The organism is Streptomyces sp. NPDC028368 (assembly GCF_055565615.1).
In genome coordinates, this window is sequence record NZ_JBVHTY010000006.1 from 188,322 (window position 1) to 200,548 (window position 12,227).

The 12,227-nt window shown below is 68.8% G+C and carries 13 protein-coding genes and 1 tRNA gene; 10 read left to right on the forward strand and 4 right to left on the reverse strand.

What is annotated here, in order from left to right; genetic code table 11:
* Window positions 1-15 precede the first annotated feature (15 nt).
* The 5 genes from ACZ4S3_RS16045 (at window position 16) to ACZ4S3_RS16065 (ending at window position 3,103) form a co-directional block, all read left to right on the forward strand.
* The gene (locus ACZ4S3_RS16045; protein ID WP_467933200.1) at window positions 16-345 is read left to right on the forward strand and encodes a histone-like nucleoid-structuring protein Lsr2; all 330 of its coding nucleotides are present in this window, start codon (window positions 16-18) and stop codon (window positions 343-345) included.
* 466 nt (window positions 346-811) lie between these two features.
* The gene (locus ACZ4S3_RS16050) at window positions 812-1,075 is read left to right on the forward strand and encodes a hypothetical protein (protein ID WP_467933204.1); all 264 of its coding nucleotides are present in this window, start codon (window positions 812-814) and stop codon (window positions 1,073-1,075) included.
* 445 nt (window positions 1,076-1,520) lie between these two features.
* Window positions 1,521-1,757 carry a hypothetical protein gene (locus tag ACZ4S3_RS16055; protein ID WP_467933209.1) on the forward strand — a complete coding sequence of 79 codons (237 nt, stop codon included), beginning with the start codon at window positions 1,521-1,523 and terminating at the stop codon, window positions 1,755-1,757.
* Between the two features lie 163 nt (window positions 1,758-1,920).
* Window positions 1,921-2,184: a hypothetical protein gene (locus ACZ4S3_RS16060; protein WP_467933213.1), complete on the forward strand. Its 264-nt coding sequence runs from the start codon at window positions 1,921-1,923 to the stop codon at window positions 2,182-2,184.
* A gap of 586 nt (window positions 2,185-2,770) precedes the next feature.
* Window positions 2,771-3,103 carry a hypothetical protein gene (locus tag ACZ4S3_RS16065; RefSeq protein ID WP_467933218.1) on the forward strand — a complete coding sequence of 111 codons (333 nt, stop codon included), beginning with the start codon at window positions 2,771-2,773 and terminating at the stop codon, window positions 3,101-3,103.
* Window positions 3,104-3,222: 119 nt separating this feature from the next.
* Here the strand turns inward: ACZ4S3_RS16065 and ACZ4S3_RS16070 are convergent.
* Window positions 3,223-3,310 (reverse strand) — tRNA-Leu (locus ACZ4S3_RS16070).
* Between the two features lie 307 nt (window positions 3,311-3,617).
* Between ACZ4S3_RS16070 and ACZ4S3_RS16075 the strand changes: the two genes are divergently transcribed.
* From ACZ4S3_RS16075 to ACZ4S3_RS16085, 3 genes are all read left to right on the forward strand, one after another.
* A complete protein-coding gene (locus ACZ4S3_RS16075) occupies window positions 3,618-4,943 on the forward strand; it encodes a M20/M25/M40 family metallo-hydrolase (protein WP_467933221.1) in 1,326 nt (441 codons plus the stop codon).
* 164 nt (window positions 4,944-5,107) lie between these two features.
* Window positions 5,108-5,341 carry a chaplin ChpH gene (gene chpH / locus ACZ4S3_RS16080; RefSeq protein WP_467933224.1) on the forward strand — a complete coding sequence of 78 codons (234 nt, stop codon included), beginning with the start codon at window positions 5,108-5,110 and terminating at the stop codon, window positions 5,339-5,341.
* Window positions 5,342-5,509: 168 nt separating this feature from the next.
* On the forward strand, window positions 5,510-6,397 hold the full coding sequence (locus ACZ4S3_RS16085; RefSeq protein WP_467933228.1) for a chaplin: 888 nt from the start codon (window positions 5,510-5,512) through the stop codon (window positions 6,395-6,397).
* Window positions 6,398-6,488: 91 nt separating this feature from the next.
* Here the strand turns inward: ACZ4S3_RS16085 and ACZ4S3_RS16090 are convergent, their stop codons facing one another.
* A complete protein-coding gene (locus ACZ4S3_RS16090; RefSeq protein WP_400066394.1) occupies window positions 6,489-6,677 on the reverse strand; it encodes a DUF5703 family protein in 189 nt (62 codons plus the stop codon).
* Window positions 6,678-6,724: 47 nt separating this feature from the next.
* Here ACZ4S3_RS16090 and ACZ4S3_RS16095 point away from each other — a divergent pair, with 47 nt between their 5' ends.
* A complete protein-coding gene (locus tag ACZ4S3_RS16095; protein WP_467933231.1) occupies window positions 6,725-7,417 on the forward strand; it encodes a hypothetical protein in 693 nt (230 codons plus the stop codon).
* A 164-nt stretch (window positions 7,418-7,581) separates the two neighbouring features.
* Here ACZ4S3_RS16095 and ACZ4S3_RS16100 read toward each other — a convergent pair whose 3' ends face one another.
* A complete protein-coding gene (locus ACZ4S3_RS16100; protein WP_467933235.1) occupies window positions 7,582-9,903 on the reverse strand; it encodes a helix-hairpin-helix domain-containing protein in 2,322 nt (773 codons plus the stop codon).
* Window positions 9,900-10,883 carry an aldo/keto reductase gene (locus tag ACZ4S3_RS16105; RefSeq protein WP_467933239.1) on the reverse strand — a complete coding sequence of 328 codons (984 nt, stop codon included), beginning with the start codon at window positions 10,881-10,883 and terminating at the stop codon, window positions 9,900-9,902. Before ACZ4S3_RS16105 ends, ACZ4S3_RS16100 begins: the two co-directional genes overlap by 4 nt.
* Before the next feature lie 127 nt (window positions 10,884-11,010).
* Here ACZ4S3_RS16105 and ACZ4S3_RS16110 point away from each other — a divergent pair, with 127 nt between their 5' ends.
* Window positions 11,011-12,066, forward strand: a complete 1,056-nt coding sequence (locus tag ACZ4S3_RS16110) for an LLM class F420-dependent oxidoreductase (protein WP_467933243.1) — start codon at window positions 11,011-11,013, stop codon at window positions 12,064-12,066.
* Window positions 12,067-12,227: the final 161 nt, after the last annotated feature.

The window sequence follows — 12,227 nt, forward strand, 5'->3', positions numbered from 1 at the left end:
CCCTATGATTTCCGCATGGCACAGAAGATCGTCACCCTTTACATCGATGACCTCACGGGCGAAGAAGCTCAGGAAGCTGCCACCCACACGTTCTCGCTGGATGGGGTGTCGTACGAGATCGACCTGGGCCCCGAAAGCTACGAGCAAATGCTTCAAGCCTTCGGCCCGTTCCTCAAGGCAGGGCGAAAGGCCGGCAGGACCCGCAAGCCCTCAAAGGCCACTGCTGCCTCCAGCCGTGACGACAGCGCGGCCATCCGGGCATGGGCCAGGGAGGCCGGCTACACCGTTTCCGACCGCGGGCGTGTGCCGGCCGACGTGCGCGAGGCATACGCCAAGGCTCACTGACCTCTCGGTCCGGAGCCGCGAGCACCTGGAGACTGGCTGCCAAACTCAACGGTCGCCCACGCAAGGCGCTCGGCTGGGGAACCCCAGTCGAGCGCCTGTCTGTCAGGACGGACAGCACACCGCGGTGGTGGGCCCGAGATGTGGGAGTAATGACATTTCCTGCACCTGCCGAGGCTGATCCCTGACGGATGAACCAAGAACCGTGACGCAGGCCAACTATTAATTCATTCATGCATCGGCGAAGGCTCAGTGAGCCGCATACCACGAGGTACTGCGGCTCGGGTGCGGCTGTGGGCCGTCAAATGGGTGCTGTCCATGCTGGCGTGGTCGTGATGACTGCACCCATGAAGGTGAACGTGCAGGCGCGTCCTGGTCCCGTTTCGTTCTGGTTCGAATACGGCCGAAACACTGGTGGTGGCACGGCCAACGACAAGAGCAGCCGTGGCAGTCAATCAGAGGAGATGACATGACCGAGTCCGGGTGCGCCATGTTCAAACGATTGGCCAAGGAGGGACAGATCGCTATTGCTCATAAGGAATTGCAGATCCGCAGTCTCGACGACACGATCCGCCGCCTGCTCAGCACGCCCCCGGTTGACCAAAACCACGTTCAAGCTCTGGAGGCGCGTAAGCAGCTCCTGGAGAGCCAGCTTCCTGATGACCTCAATACGCAGGCGACACTCGAAGACGTGATTGCTGAAGTTTGCACTGAACCATTTCCAGGCTCATGACGTGGCCAGGGCCGCGGCATAGTGCAGCTTTGATTGCCTTGTGACAGGGCTGTCCGGATGAGCCGGCTCGGATGCAGGACAGGCGCGGTGATCCAAGATCATGTGGGTGTCTACGCCTCATGATCACGAACCGGACATCACGCGACCTTGCCGAGGCCCTGACCACGAGGCCCCAGCCAAGCGCCCTCACCCACGCTTGCCTCGCCGTTTCGCTTGATATGGGGCCAGGTTGTAGGCGGAAGCGCGTAAGCGCAGGCGGCACAGGGAGCACCGCTTCGTCAGGATGCGCCAGCAGCCAGGAAGTGCCACGATCGAATGTGTGGACCTCGCTGGGCGAGAAGCCCATGGCCCAGATTCACGGCACGCGGAAGTTTGGCACGGACGCCACCCTGGATTATTCGCAAGGGTGATGCGGCAAATAAGAGCATACATAGGAGGCACAGTTATGGCCAAGTCCAGCCCCATAGACTGCGCGTCGCTGAAAGCCACAGTGAAAAAGTGCCAGTCCGATATCAAGAGCGATCGACATCGAATTGTGGGGGTAGAAGATGAGCTCCGGCACGTTAAAGACCCGACCAAAATTGCGAAACTTAGAGAGGAATTGCATGCCCTGCAATCAGATATCCACGGGGCCGAGGCGCTCGAAGAACAAACTCTGATAGAAATTAACGAACGCTGCTGACCTCCCAGGGGCAGCAGTGTTCGACTAGGCATCCTCGGGTAGCGCCGGGGGGCGACTCCCTTCGTACTGGTAACACGATCACTGGCGGGGGCCATCGCGATGGTTGCAGCAAGCCAAGCGCTGCTACAGCACGGGACAGGAGAAGCAACGGAGGAGAAGAGTCATGACCCATCGCAGCGGACACTCATGTGACGGCCTACGGAGCCAGATCGCAGGGACCAAGGGGCTTATAGTGCGGGACGAACACCAAGTCAGCCTGAGGCGAGCAACGCTTGATCGACTGAAAAGTCAGCCGCATCCTGATCCAGAAAAAATCACAACAGCCCAGCAGGACTTGGACGCAGCATCGCAGAAGGTAGATGATGATCGACAAAACCTGGTGGATCTTCAAGACGAATTCGACACGATCTGCGCTGGCGGCCGCTAAGGCGAACCGGAGAAGAGCCTCCACGAGGAGGCTTTTCATGGAGGTATATACCCCCCCCGCACTAAATACGTACCTGTTATCGGCGTTGAACCGTATCGCCAGCCGCTCAAAGTGAAACCGAGGCCACTCCGCGGGTGGCCCAACAGAGGCTTCATTCACCGTGCTGGAGCCCAGATCCCCCAGGTTTTATGCCATAAAAGCCCGCAGAAATGTTTCTAAGGGCCTTGGATCGCATTCACTGAAGCCGGCGGGTACAACCGGGTCAGTCAGTGGCGCCGTGGTCCTTTCATACCCGTACACGGTCCGAGGAAGGCACCCCCGGTGGGTCCTCATTGAATGAATGAGCGCATTACCCCTGTCATGTGTGGGATAGGTCACGCAATTGATTCATTCACGCGGGCCACCCGAGGAGACGCACCCATCAGGGGAACGGACATTCCTTCGATTGCGGTGAGTGAATTATTTCCCGTTCATGATCACGCACGGTATAACTCCAGGCGGCTTCGCATGATCGTGATCACTTGAATAGCCATTAACTTCGCCGGTGAATGCATGCCACGCGCATGAACGCCTCGGGCAAGCCTGGGTGGATCACGGACTGCCGTTCGCCCGGGACGGCTTCAAGCTCCAGCGGGACGGCCGGGCCGGAGGCCCCCAGGACCCTGAGAAGGTGTCAGCACGCTGGCGCACCGCTCGGAACCGGCTAAAGCTCCCGGACAACTTCCGGCTGCACGACTGGCGCGCCTCGAAGATCACGAACGACTTGGACAGCCACGAGAACCCGGTGGAGGTCTCCGCCAACGCTCGGCACCACTCACCGGGCTACACGATGGCGCGGTACGGCAGGCGCCGCGCCGAGGGAGCCAAGAAGCTGGCCGCCTCCAGCGCCGCCCGCATTGGCCTGTCGTCCCTGGTCTGACCCCGCTGAGGCGGTGGTCACACCGCCGGTCACGGGAAGTCCAGAATCCTACTGGTCACGCTACTGGTCACACTGAGGGGCAAGAAACAGAAAAACCCCAGCTCAGCTGGGGTCTCTGGTGGTGTCCGAGGGGGGACTTGAACCCCCACGCCCGATAAAGGGCACTAGCACCTCAAGCTAGCGCGTCTGCCATTCCGCCACCCGGACAAGGTGTCTGCCGCTCCGGCGTGGCCGGTTCGACGTGGAAAACAATAGCAAACGATCCGGGGTGGTCGATCACCTGCTCGTCCGGCCGGCGGTGGGGCTGTGACCAGGGGATGTCGGGAGTATTGCGGCCTTGGGCGCGGGGGGCGGGAGGGGGAGGATGGCCGTGGACCCCCGCCGCGGACCGTGCTCCTTCGGGAGCGCGACGCGGCCGTGAACCAAGAGGAGGCAGTGTGAGCGAGCTCCGCGAGCGAACCAACGAGAGGTGCGAGTCCTGCGAATGCGGGGCCGAGCGAAGCGAGGTTCCGGCATGAGCGAGTCGCAGCCGGGCCGTACGGTCACGGGGGAGGACGAGGTCGTCGACCTGTGCCGGGACCTGATCAGGATCGACACCAGCAACTATGGGGACCACTCGGGGCCGGGGGAGCGGGCCGCTGCCGAGTACGTCGCGGAGAAGCTCGCCGAGGTGGGGCTGGAGCCGCAGATCTTCGAGTCTCACAAGGGCCGGGCCTCCACCGTGGCCCGGATCGAGGGGGAGGACCGTTCGCGGCCCGCGCTGCTGATCCACGGGCATACGGATGTGGTGCCGGCCAATGCCGACGACTGGACCCACCACCCGTTCTCCGGCGAGATCGCGGACGGGTGTGTGTGGGGCCGGGGCGCGGTCGACATGAAGGACATGGACGCGATGACGCTGGCCGTCGTACGCGACCGGCTGCGTACGGGGCGGAAGCCGCCGCGGGACATCGTGCTGGCGTTCCTCGCGGACGAGGAGGCGGGCGGTACGTATGGCGCGCGGTTCCTGGTGGACAAGCACCCCGAGCTGTTCGAGGGGGTGACGGAGGCGATCAGCGAGGTCGGCGGCTTCTCCTTCACCGTCAATGACCAGGTGCGGCTCTATCTCATCGAGACTGCCCAGAAGGGCATGCACTGGATGAAGCTGACGGTGGACGGCAGTGCCGGGCACGGTTCGATGATTCACAAGGACAACGCGATCACCGAACTGTCGGAAGCCGTGGGGCGGTTGGGGCGGCACGAGTTCCCGGTGCGGGTGACCAAGACGCTGCGGTCGTTCCTGGACCAGCTCGGGGACGCTCTGGGCACCGATCTCGACCCGGAGAACATGGACGGCACGCTGGCCAAGCTCGGCGGTATCGCGAAGCTGATCGGCGCGTCGCTGCGGAACACCGCCAATCCGACACAGCTGGGCGCCGGCTACAAGGTCAACGTCATTCCGGGGCAGGCCACCGCGCATGTCGACGGACGCTTCCTGCCGGGCTACGAGAAGGAGTTCCTGGCCGATCTGGACCGGATTCTGGGGCCGCGGGTCAAGCGCGAGGACGTCCACGCGGACAAGGCGCTGGAGACGACGTTCGACGGGGCGCTGGTCGACGCCATGCAGTCGGCGCTGCAGGCCGAGGACCCGATCGCGCGGGCCGTTCCGTACATGCTCTCGGCCGGTACGGACGCCAAGTCGTTCGATGATCTGGGCATCCGCGGCTTCGGCTTCGCGCCGCTGAAGCTGCCGCCGGAGCTGGACTTCGCCGGGATGTTCCACGGTGTGGATGAGCGGGTGCCGGTGGACGGACTGAAGTTCGGAGTGCGGGTGCTCGACCGGTTCATCGACCAGAGCTGAAAAGTGGTGGAGCCGCAGCTGAATCCGGTACGAAATTCCTGCCTTTCGTGCCGGGTTCGCTGAAATGGGTGAAAGCTGCGATGTGTTCGTAGCTTCAACGGCTCGGCCCTCGTTGCAGAGTGTGCGGTCCGCGGCTGGGATCGCATTGTCTACAAGGAGGAATAATGATCAAGAAGATCGTCGCAGCTGCGGCAGTCACCGGTGGTCTCGTGCTTGCCGGTGCGGGCCTGGCCGTTGCCGACTCGGGTGCTCAGGGCGCGGCCCTGAACTCCCCTGGTGTGGGGTCCGGTAACACCGTCCAGGTGCCGGTCCACGTGCCGGTGAACGCCTGTGGCAACACGATCTCCGTGATCGGGCTGCTGAACCCGGCCTTCGGCAACACCTGCATCAACAAGTGACGTTCTGACGTTCTTTGACGTTCTGCGTGAGCCCGTAAGGGCGTGATCCAGCTCGGCTCCGGAATGTATGCCATGCGTTCCGGAGCCTCTGGGTATTTCTGCACCGAGTGGATCTCCCAGGAGATCCACTCGGTGCATCCGGTACAGCACAAGGCAGGGGAACAACCTATGAGGCAGGTCGCAAGAAAGGGTCTGATCACGATCGCGGCCGCGGGTGGCGTACTCGCCGCCCTCAGCGGAAACGCATACGCGGACTCGGCGGCCGCGGGCGGCGCGGCGAATTCGCCCGGCGTGGGGTCGGGCAATTCGGTTCAAGTACCGGTCCACGCACCGGTGAACGTGTGCGGGAACACCGTCAACGTCGTCGGACTGCTCAATCCCGCGTTCGGGAACGACTGCGCCAACGGCGGCAAGCACGGGGGCAGTTACCACGGTGGACACGGCGGCGGGCACGGTCAGCACGGGGGCGGCCATGGCGGCGCCACCGCCGGAGGCGGGACCACGCACTCGCCCGGCGTCGCTTCGGGCAACACCGTCCAGGTGCCGGTCGACGTTCCCGTCAACGCCTGCGGCAACAGCGCCACGATCGGCGGGCTGCTGAACCCCGCATTCGGGAACGACTGCGGCAACGAAACCCGGCCGCAGCACCCCGGGAGCCCGCACCACCCGCAGCAGCCGCCCACTCCGGGGAAGCCCCACCACCCGGGGAAGCCGCACCATCCCGGTAAGCCCCACCACCCGGGGAAGCCGCATCACCCGGGTAAGCCGGAGCACCCGGGGAAGCCGGACCACCCCGGTAAGCCGGACCACCCCGGTAAGCCGGAGCACCCGGGCAAGCCGCAGACCCCTCCGGGTGGCCACGGCACCCCGGAAGGCCCGGGAGTGCGGCCGCAGACCGAGGTCCCGGGGAAGTCGGCGATCGTCTCGACGCCGAAGCCCGGCGCCGAGCTCGCCCACACCGGCACCGGGATGATCGGCTCCGCGGTACCGGCGAGCGCCGGACTGCTCCTCGGCGGGGCGGTGCTCTACCGCCGGACGCGCACCGCGCGCAGGTGATCCGCGCCACGTAGCGCGGAACACACACAACGGAGCGGGCCCTGGAGGTACGGGACCCGCTCCGTCTGCTGCATACACACCTTTTCGGCGATCACCACGTGGCGCGGAGCTGTCGGATGATCCGGCGGCGCAGCCGCACTCTGCGGCTCCCGTCGGGGTTGAGTCGAAGGCGGTCCAACTCCCAGTGTCCGTACTCGGCATGGTCGGTCAGCAGGCGTGTGGTGGCCGACCGGGAGACTCCCCGGGGCACATACACATCGCAGAATTCGTATTCCGGCATCGCATCTATTGTGCGGGACCGGCCCCGGTACGGATAGCGTCTGCACTATGTCTGATGCTGCGCAGCCTTCCGCTGCCGAGGTACGTGCCGCCGCCGAGGCGGTAAAAGCCGCGCTGGACCGTCACCTCGACGCGGTCGAACGCCGCTCGGGGCAGGACGATCCGGCCGTCTATGCCGCGTTCGACGAGCTCGCCGCGGCGGCTGAGGTCTATGACGAGCTGCTCTACGACACCTACGACGAGGTCACCCCCTTCGAGATCCCCGGGAACGAGGCGCTGCCCGCCTACGCGGGCCCCGCGGAAGCGAGCGCGCTCAGCGTGCTGATCCGGCGCGATTACACCGTCGCCGAACCGCAGCGGCTGCTGCATCAGGCGCAGCGCATCGCCGACCTCGATCCGGACGCCGTCGACGAGGGCGCGGTGAACGGCTCGGGCGAGGCCGCGGGCGTCGTCGGCACCAGCGTTCATGCGGCGCTCGGTGTGCTTTTCGGGGAGTTCGAACCCGACGAGATCGCCTCCCGGCACAAGGAGTTCGGTCTGGAGGAGGGCGACTCCACGCTGTGGGTGGCGGCCGTCGACGATCCCACCGAACCGGGGGAGTGGCTGTCCGCGCCGTTCGACCAGGCGGATCCCCAGCGGGTGGTGTGCCGCTTCGACGTCAGCTCGGTCTTCGATGAAGAGCTGGCCGATGACGAGGATGAGGACGACGATCTGCTGGGGACGTCCGGCCGGGGTCGCTGAGACAGGACCGCTGAGACAGGGATCGCTGAGACTGGGATCGCTGAGACTGGGATCGCTGAGCCAGGACCGGTGAGACTGGGACCGGTGAGGCCGGGGCGGGGAGGGGGACGGGCGCGCCGTTCCGTCCTCCCCGCCCCGGCGCTTCATCGGCCGGTGTGCGCGGCTCAGGCTTCCGCCGATGCCTCCGTCGCGGCCTCCATGGCCTGCATCTGCAGCAGGGTGCGCAGCCGGCTGGTGCGCTCCTTCACGGGGACCTCGGCGACCGCGCGCGGCAGGGCCTGGTCGGCGCCCTGGACGACCGAGAGATGCCGTTCGCCGCGGCTGAAGGCGGTGTAGACCCAGGCGCGGGTCAGGCCCTCGGCCGCGTCGCCGGGCAGCACGACCACCGCGGCGGGCCACCGCGCGCCGGCCGCCTGATGAGCGGTGAGCGCCCAGCCGTGGCGAACCGCTCCCGCCTCGACCTGCTCGCGTGGGACGACGACGGCGGTGCCGTCGCAGTCGAGACTCAGGCCCGCGGCGTCGGCGCCGGTGACCGTACCGGGGACCGTACGGCCGAGCGCGGCGGTGTAGGCGACGCGGTCACCGGGGTCGAAACCGCCGAACCGGCCGGGGCCGGGATTGAGCCGTTCCTTCAGGGCGGCGTTCAGCGCGCGGGTGCCGGCCGCGCCGCCGTGGCCGACGGTGATCACCTGGGTCCGGTCGGCGGGGACGCCGAACGCCCGGGGTACGGAGTCGGCGACGAGCTGGACGGTGCGGTGCACCGCCTCGCCGGCGTCGCGCACCGGGACGATCACCACCTCCTTGCCGGGCGCCTCGACCTGGCTCAGCTCGCCGACGCCGATGCCCGACACCAGCTCGCCGATCGGGCCGAAGTCCGGGGTACGGGAGGCGACCTGGGGGCAGCAGCGGGCCGCGAGGAGGTCGGCGAAGAGGCGGCCGGGACCGGCGGACCACAGGACGCCGGGGTCGCCGCTGAGGACCAGCCGGGTGCCGTCGGTCAGCGACTCGACGAGTAGCGCGGCGGTTTCCAGATCCAGCTGCGGCGCGTCCAGTACCACCAGCAGGTCGAGGGCGAGCGCGCCGTCCGCGTCCCGGCCGGGGCCCTCCTGGCCGGAGAGCAGTCCGGATACGGTGACCGCCGCCGCGTCCAGGCCCTCGGCGGCCGCGCCGGTCGAGGCCTCGGCGAGGTGCGCCGTCAGGCGCCGGCGGCCGTTCTCGGTGTGGGTGGCGCCGTAGGCCCGCAGGCCCAGGGAGCGGGCGGCGGCGATGAGCGCGGCGGGCTCGGCGCGGGCCGCCTCGGCGCCGGTGTGCGCCACCAGGCCGCTGCCCGCGGCGGCCCGGATCAGTTCGGCGGCGGACGGGGTGGGGGCGGCGGCCGCCGCGGCCTCCCACCCGGCGGCGGAGGGGCGGGCGGGCCGGGGGGCGGTTTCGCCGGGGGCCTCGTCGCTCTCGGCGTCGCTCTCGGCGTCGGCCGTCTCGGTGTCCGGGCCGTCCCCCGCGTCCACGCCGTCGCTCGCGTCCGGGCCGTTCGCCCCGGTCGTCTCCTCGAAGGCGTTGAGCAGCCGTGCCAGGCCGTCGGCCACGCTCTCCTCGGCCATCGCGAACCGGTCCAGGCCGAGCAGGATCCGTACCGGCCGCTCCTCGTCGTCGTCCTCGCTCGCCGCGGGACGGGCCTGGCCCGGGGTGTCCAGCGCGTCCTGGAAGACCAGCACCGCACCCTCGGCGATCGCCGTCTGGAGGGCGTCATCGGGATCCGGGACGGCCCGCTGGGCGAGCGCGGCGCGCAGCGCGGGCGCCTCCAGGGCGGAGTGGCCCGCCACGGCGGCCTGTTCCAGCAGCCACAGCACCAGGGCCTGGCCGCGCCGCTCGTCGTCCGGGCCGCAGGCGGGGCCGAGCAGTGCCCGCGCGAAGCCGTCGGCCTGCTCGGGGCGCACCCCGGGGACGCCGAGCAGCTGCCAGGGGTCGGCGCTCAGCGTCTCGGCGGCCCGCTCGCCCAGCGCCTCGGCGGTCTTCCCGGCCAGCGCCGGCGGCGCACCGCCGGCCGTCAGGATCTGCCGTACGCCCTCGATGCCGGGGGCCGTCGGCACGGCGGGACGGGGAGCGGGGGCGGGGGCTGTGGGCGGCGGGGCATCCGGGCCGTCCGGGGCGTCCGAGGTCGCGGGCCGGCCGGCCGCGGGCTGTGGTGCCGCCTCCGGTGCCGGACGGGGGCGCTCCGTCGGCCGGGCGGCGACCGGCTTGGCCGCGCGTGGCGTCTCGGCGAAGAACGAGGCGGCCGGCCGCTCGCCGCTCTCCACGGCCCGGACCGCCGCCGCAAGCTGCGCCGCCGTCGCCGCGGCCGAGCCGGCTGCCCCGGCGCTCACCTCACCCGTCTGCGCGGCCGCGTCGCCCGGAGCCTGCGCGGTGTCCTCGGCCGGCTGGGCATCCGTAGTGCCGGGCGCGGCCTCCTGCTCGGGCGGGGTCTCGCCGGCGAGGCGGTCGGTACTCACAGCGTGCTCCAGTCGTGATCGGGATAGTGGTGCACCGGAGCCGATACATCGTCCAGCGCCCGGCGGATCTCGTCAGGAAGACTAAGGGTCTCCACTGACAATGCCGCTCTGAGCTGCTGCGCTGTGCGGGCGCCCACGATCGGTGCGGTGACCGAGGGACGGTCGCGGACCCAGGAGAGCGCGACCTGGAGCGGGGTGACGGCCAGTCCGTCGGCGGCGGTGCTCACCGCTTCGACGACCCGGCCCGCCGTCTCGTCCAGATAGGGCGCGACGAACGGCGCCAGATGCTCCGAGGCGCCCCGCGAATCGGCGGGTGTGGCGTTGCGGTACTTGCCGGTGAGCACGCCGCGGCCCAGCGGGGAGGAGGGCAGCAGGCCCAGGCCGAGGTCGGCGGCGGCGGGCAGCACCTCGCGCTCGACGCCGCGCTGGAGCAGGGAGTACTCCATCTGCGTACTGGCCAGCCGGTTGCGTACACCGGGCGCCGCCAGCTGCCAGGTGGCGGCCTTGGCGAGCTGCCAGCCGGAGAAGTTCGCCAGGCCCACGTAGCGCGCCCGGCCGCTGGTGACGGCCAGGTCGAGGGCCTGGAGTGTCTCCTCCAAAGGGGTGTGCGGGTCGAAGGCGTGCAGCTGCCACAGGTCGACGCAGTCGGTGCCCAGCCGCTCCAGGGAGGCGTCCAGCGCGGCGAGCAGATGGCGTCTGGAGCCGTCGACGCGGCGGTCCGCCTCCAGGACGCTGCCGGCCTTGGTGGCGATCACCAGGTCATCGCGCGGAACGAGACCTTCCATCAGCCGGCCCAGGAGGTATTCGGCGCCGCCGTCGGCGTAGATGTCGGCGGTGTCGACGAGGGTGCCGCCGGCCTCCCAGAATGTCTTGAGCTGGTCGGCGGCTTCCTGCTCGTCGGTGTCGCGCGCCCAGTTGAGGGTGCCGAGTCCGAGGCGGGACACGCGAAGGCCCGTACGGCCGAGGTGCCTTTGCTCCATGGGCCTTGAGATTACGCGCCGCGAGGCGGGATCAGGGGACCTGTGGACAACCCGTCGATGACGGCCGGAGGCGGTGCGCGCTAGAGTCCCCGCAACAGCGACGTTACTGATCAGTAAGGGGAGCGGCATGAGGCTTGGCATCAACCTCGGCTACTGGGGTGCCGGGATGGACTCGGACAATCTCGCGGTGGCGCAGGAGGCCGACCGCCTCGGTTACTCGGTCTGCTGGGCCGCCGAGGCCTACGGCTCCGACGCCCCCTCCGTCCTGTCCTGGGTGGCCGCCCAGACCGAGCGCATCGACATCGGCTCGGCCATCCTCCAGATCCCGGCCCGTACGCCCGCGATGACGGCGATGACGGCCGCGACGCTGGACTCGCTCTCCGGCGGCCGCTTCCGGCTGGGCCTGGGTGTCTCCGGTCCGCAGGTCTCCGAGGGGTGGTACGGCGTCAAGTTCGACAAGCCGCTGGCCCGCACCCGCGAGTACGTCGACATCGTCCGCAAGGCGATGTCGCGCGAGCGTCTGTCCTACGAGGGCGAGCACTGGACGCTGCCGCTGCCCGGCGGCCCCGGCAAGCCGCTCAAGCTCACCGTGCACCCGGAGCGCGAGCACATCCCGCTCTACATCGCCGCGATCGGCCCCAAGAACCTCCAGCAGACCGGCGAGATCGCCGACGGCGCACTGCTGATCTTCCCCTCCGCCGACCACCTGGAGGAGACCGCGATCTCCGCCATCCGGGCGGGCCGCGAGAAGGCGGGCAAGACGCTGGACGGCTTCGATATCTGCCCGACGCTGCCGCTGGCCGTCGGTGCGGACAAGGACGTCAGCGCGCTGGCCGACATGTTCCGCCCGTACACCGCCCTGTACGTCGGCGGCATGGGCAGCCGCAAGCAGAACTTCTACAACCAGCTGGCCCGGCGCATGGGCTACGAGAAGGAAGCCGCCGAGATCCAGGACACGTACCTGTCCGGCGACAAGGACGGCGCGGCCGCCGCCATCCCGGAGCGGCTGATCGACCAGACCACGCTGCTCGGTTCCGTCGAGCGGATCGCGGAGCGGATGCAGGCCTATGCGGCGGCCGGGGTCACCACGCTGACGCTGGCTCCGGCGGGCTTCACGCTGGAGGACCGGCTCGCGTCGCTGCGGGCCGGCACCGAGGCCCTGGAGCGCGCGGGACTGGCCTGAGCGGCACCGGCGTAGGACGGCAGAAGGCCCGGCGCCGAGGGGCGCCGGGCCGGTGAAGCACTGCGGCCGTGGTGGGGGCTCGGGGGTCTTCCCCGCCACGGCCGTCACGCAGCACAACGCCCTGATGGCGTGCTGGTTACGCCCCTGCACCACAGGGCGGG

What these genes read in the sequence shown, in the direction of transcription:
- ACZ4S3_RS16045 (WP_467933200.1), top strand. Translation starts at nt 16, where the DNA reads ATGGCACAGAAGATCGTCACCCTTTACATCGATGACCTCACGGGCGAA.
- ACZ4S3_RS16050 (WP_467933204.1), top strand. Translation starts at nt 812, where the DNA reads ATGACCGAGTCCGGGTGCGCCATGTTCAAACGATTGGCCAAGGAGGGA.
- ACZ4S3_RS16055 (WP_467933209.1), top strand. Translation starts at nt 1,521, where the DNA reads ATGGCCAAGTCCAGCCCCATAGACTGCGCGTCGCTGAAAGCCACAGTG.
- ACZ4S3_RS16060 (WP_467933213.1), top strand. Translation starts at nt 1,921, where the DNA reads ATGACCCATCGCAGCGGACACTCATGTGACGGCCTACGGAGCCAGATC.
- ACZ4S3_RS16075 (WP_467933221.1), top strand. Translation starts at nt 3,618, where the DNA reads ATGAGCGAGTCGCAGCCGGGCCGTACGGTCACGGGGGAGGACGAGGTC.
- chpH (WP_467933224.1), top strand. Translation starts at nt 5,108, where the DNA reads ATGATCAAGAAGATCGTCGCAGCTGCGGCAGTCACCGGTGGTCTCGTG.
- ACZ4S3_RS16085 (WP_467933228.1), top strand. Translation starts at nt 5,510, where the DNA reads ATGAGGCAGGTCGCAAGAAAGGGTCTGATCACGATCGCGGCCGCGGGT.
- ACZ4S3_RS16090 (WP_400066394.1), bottom strand. Translation starts at nt 6,677, where the DNA reads ATGCCGGAATACGAATTCTGCGATGTGTATGTGCCCCGGGGAGTCTCC.
- ACZ4S3_RS16095 (WP_467933231.1), top strand. Translation starts at nt 6,725, where the DNA reads ATGTCTGATGCTGCGCAGCCTTCCGCTGCCGAGGTACGTGCCGCCGCC.
- ACZ4S3_RS16105 (WP_467933239.1), bottom strand. Translation starts at nt 10,883, where the DNA reads ATGGAGCAAAGGCACCTCGGCCGTACGGGCCTTCGCGTGTCCCGCCTC.
- ACZ4S3_RS16110 (WP_467933243.1), top strand. Translation starts at nt 11,011, where the DNA reads ATGAGGCTTGGCATCAACCTCGGCTACTGGGGTGCCGGGATGGACTCG.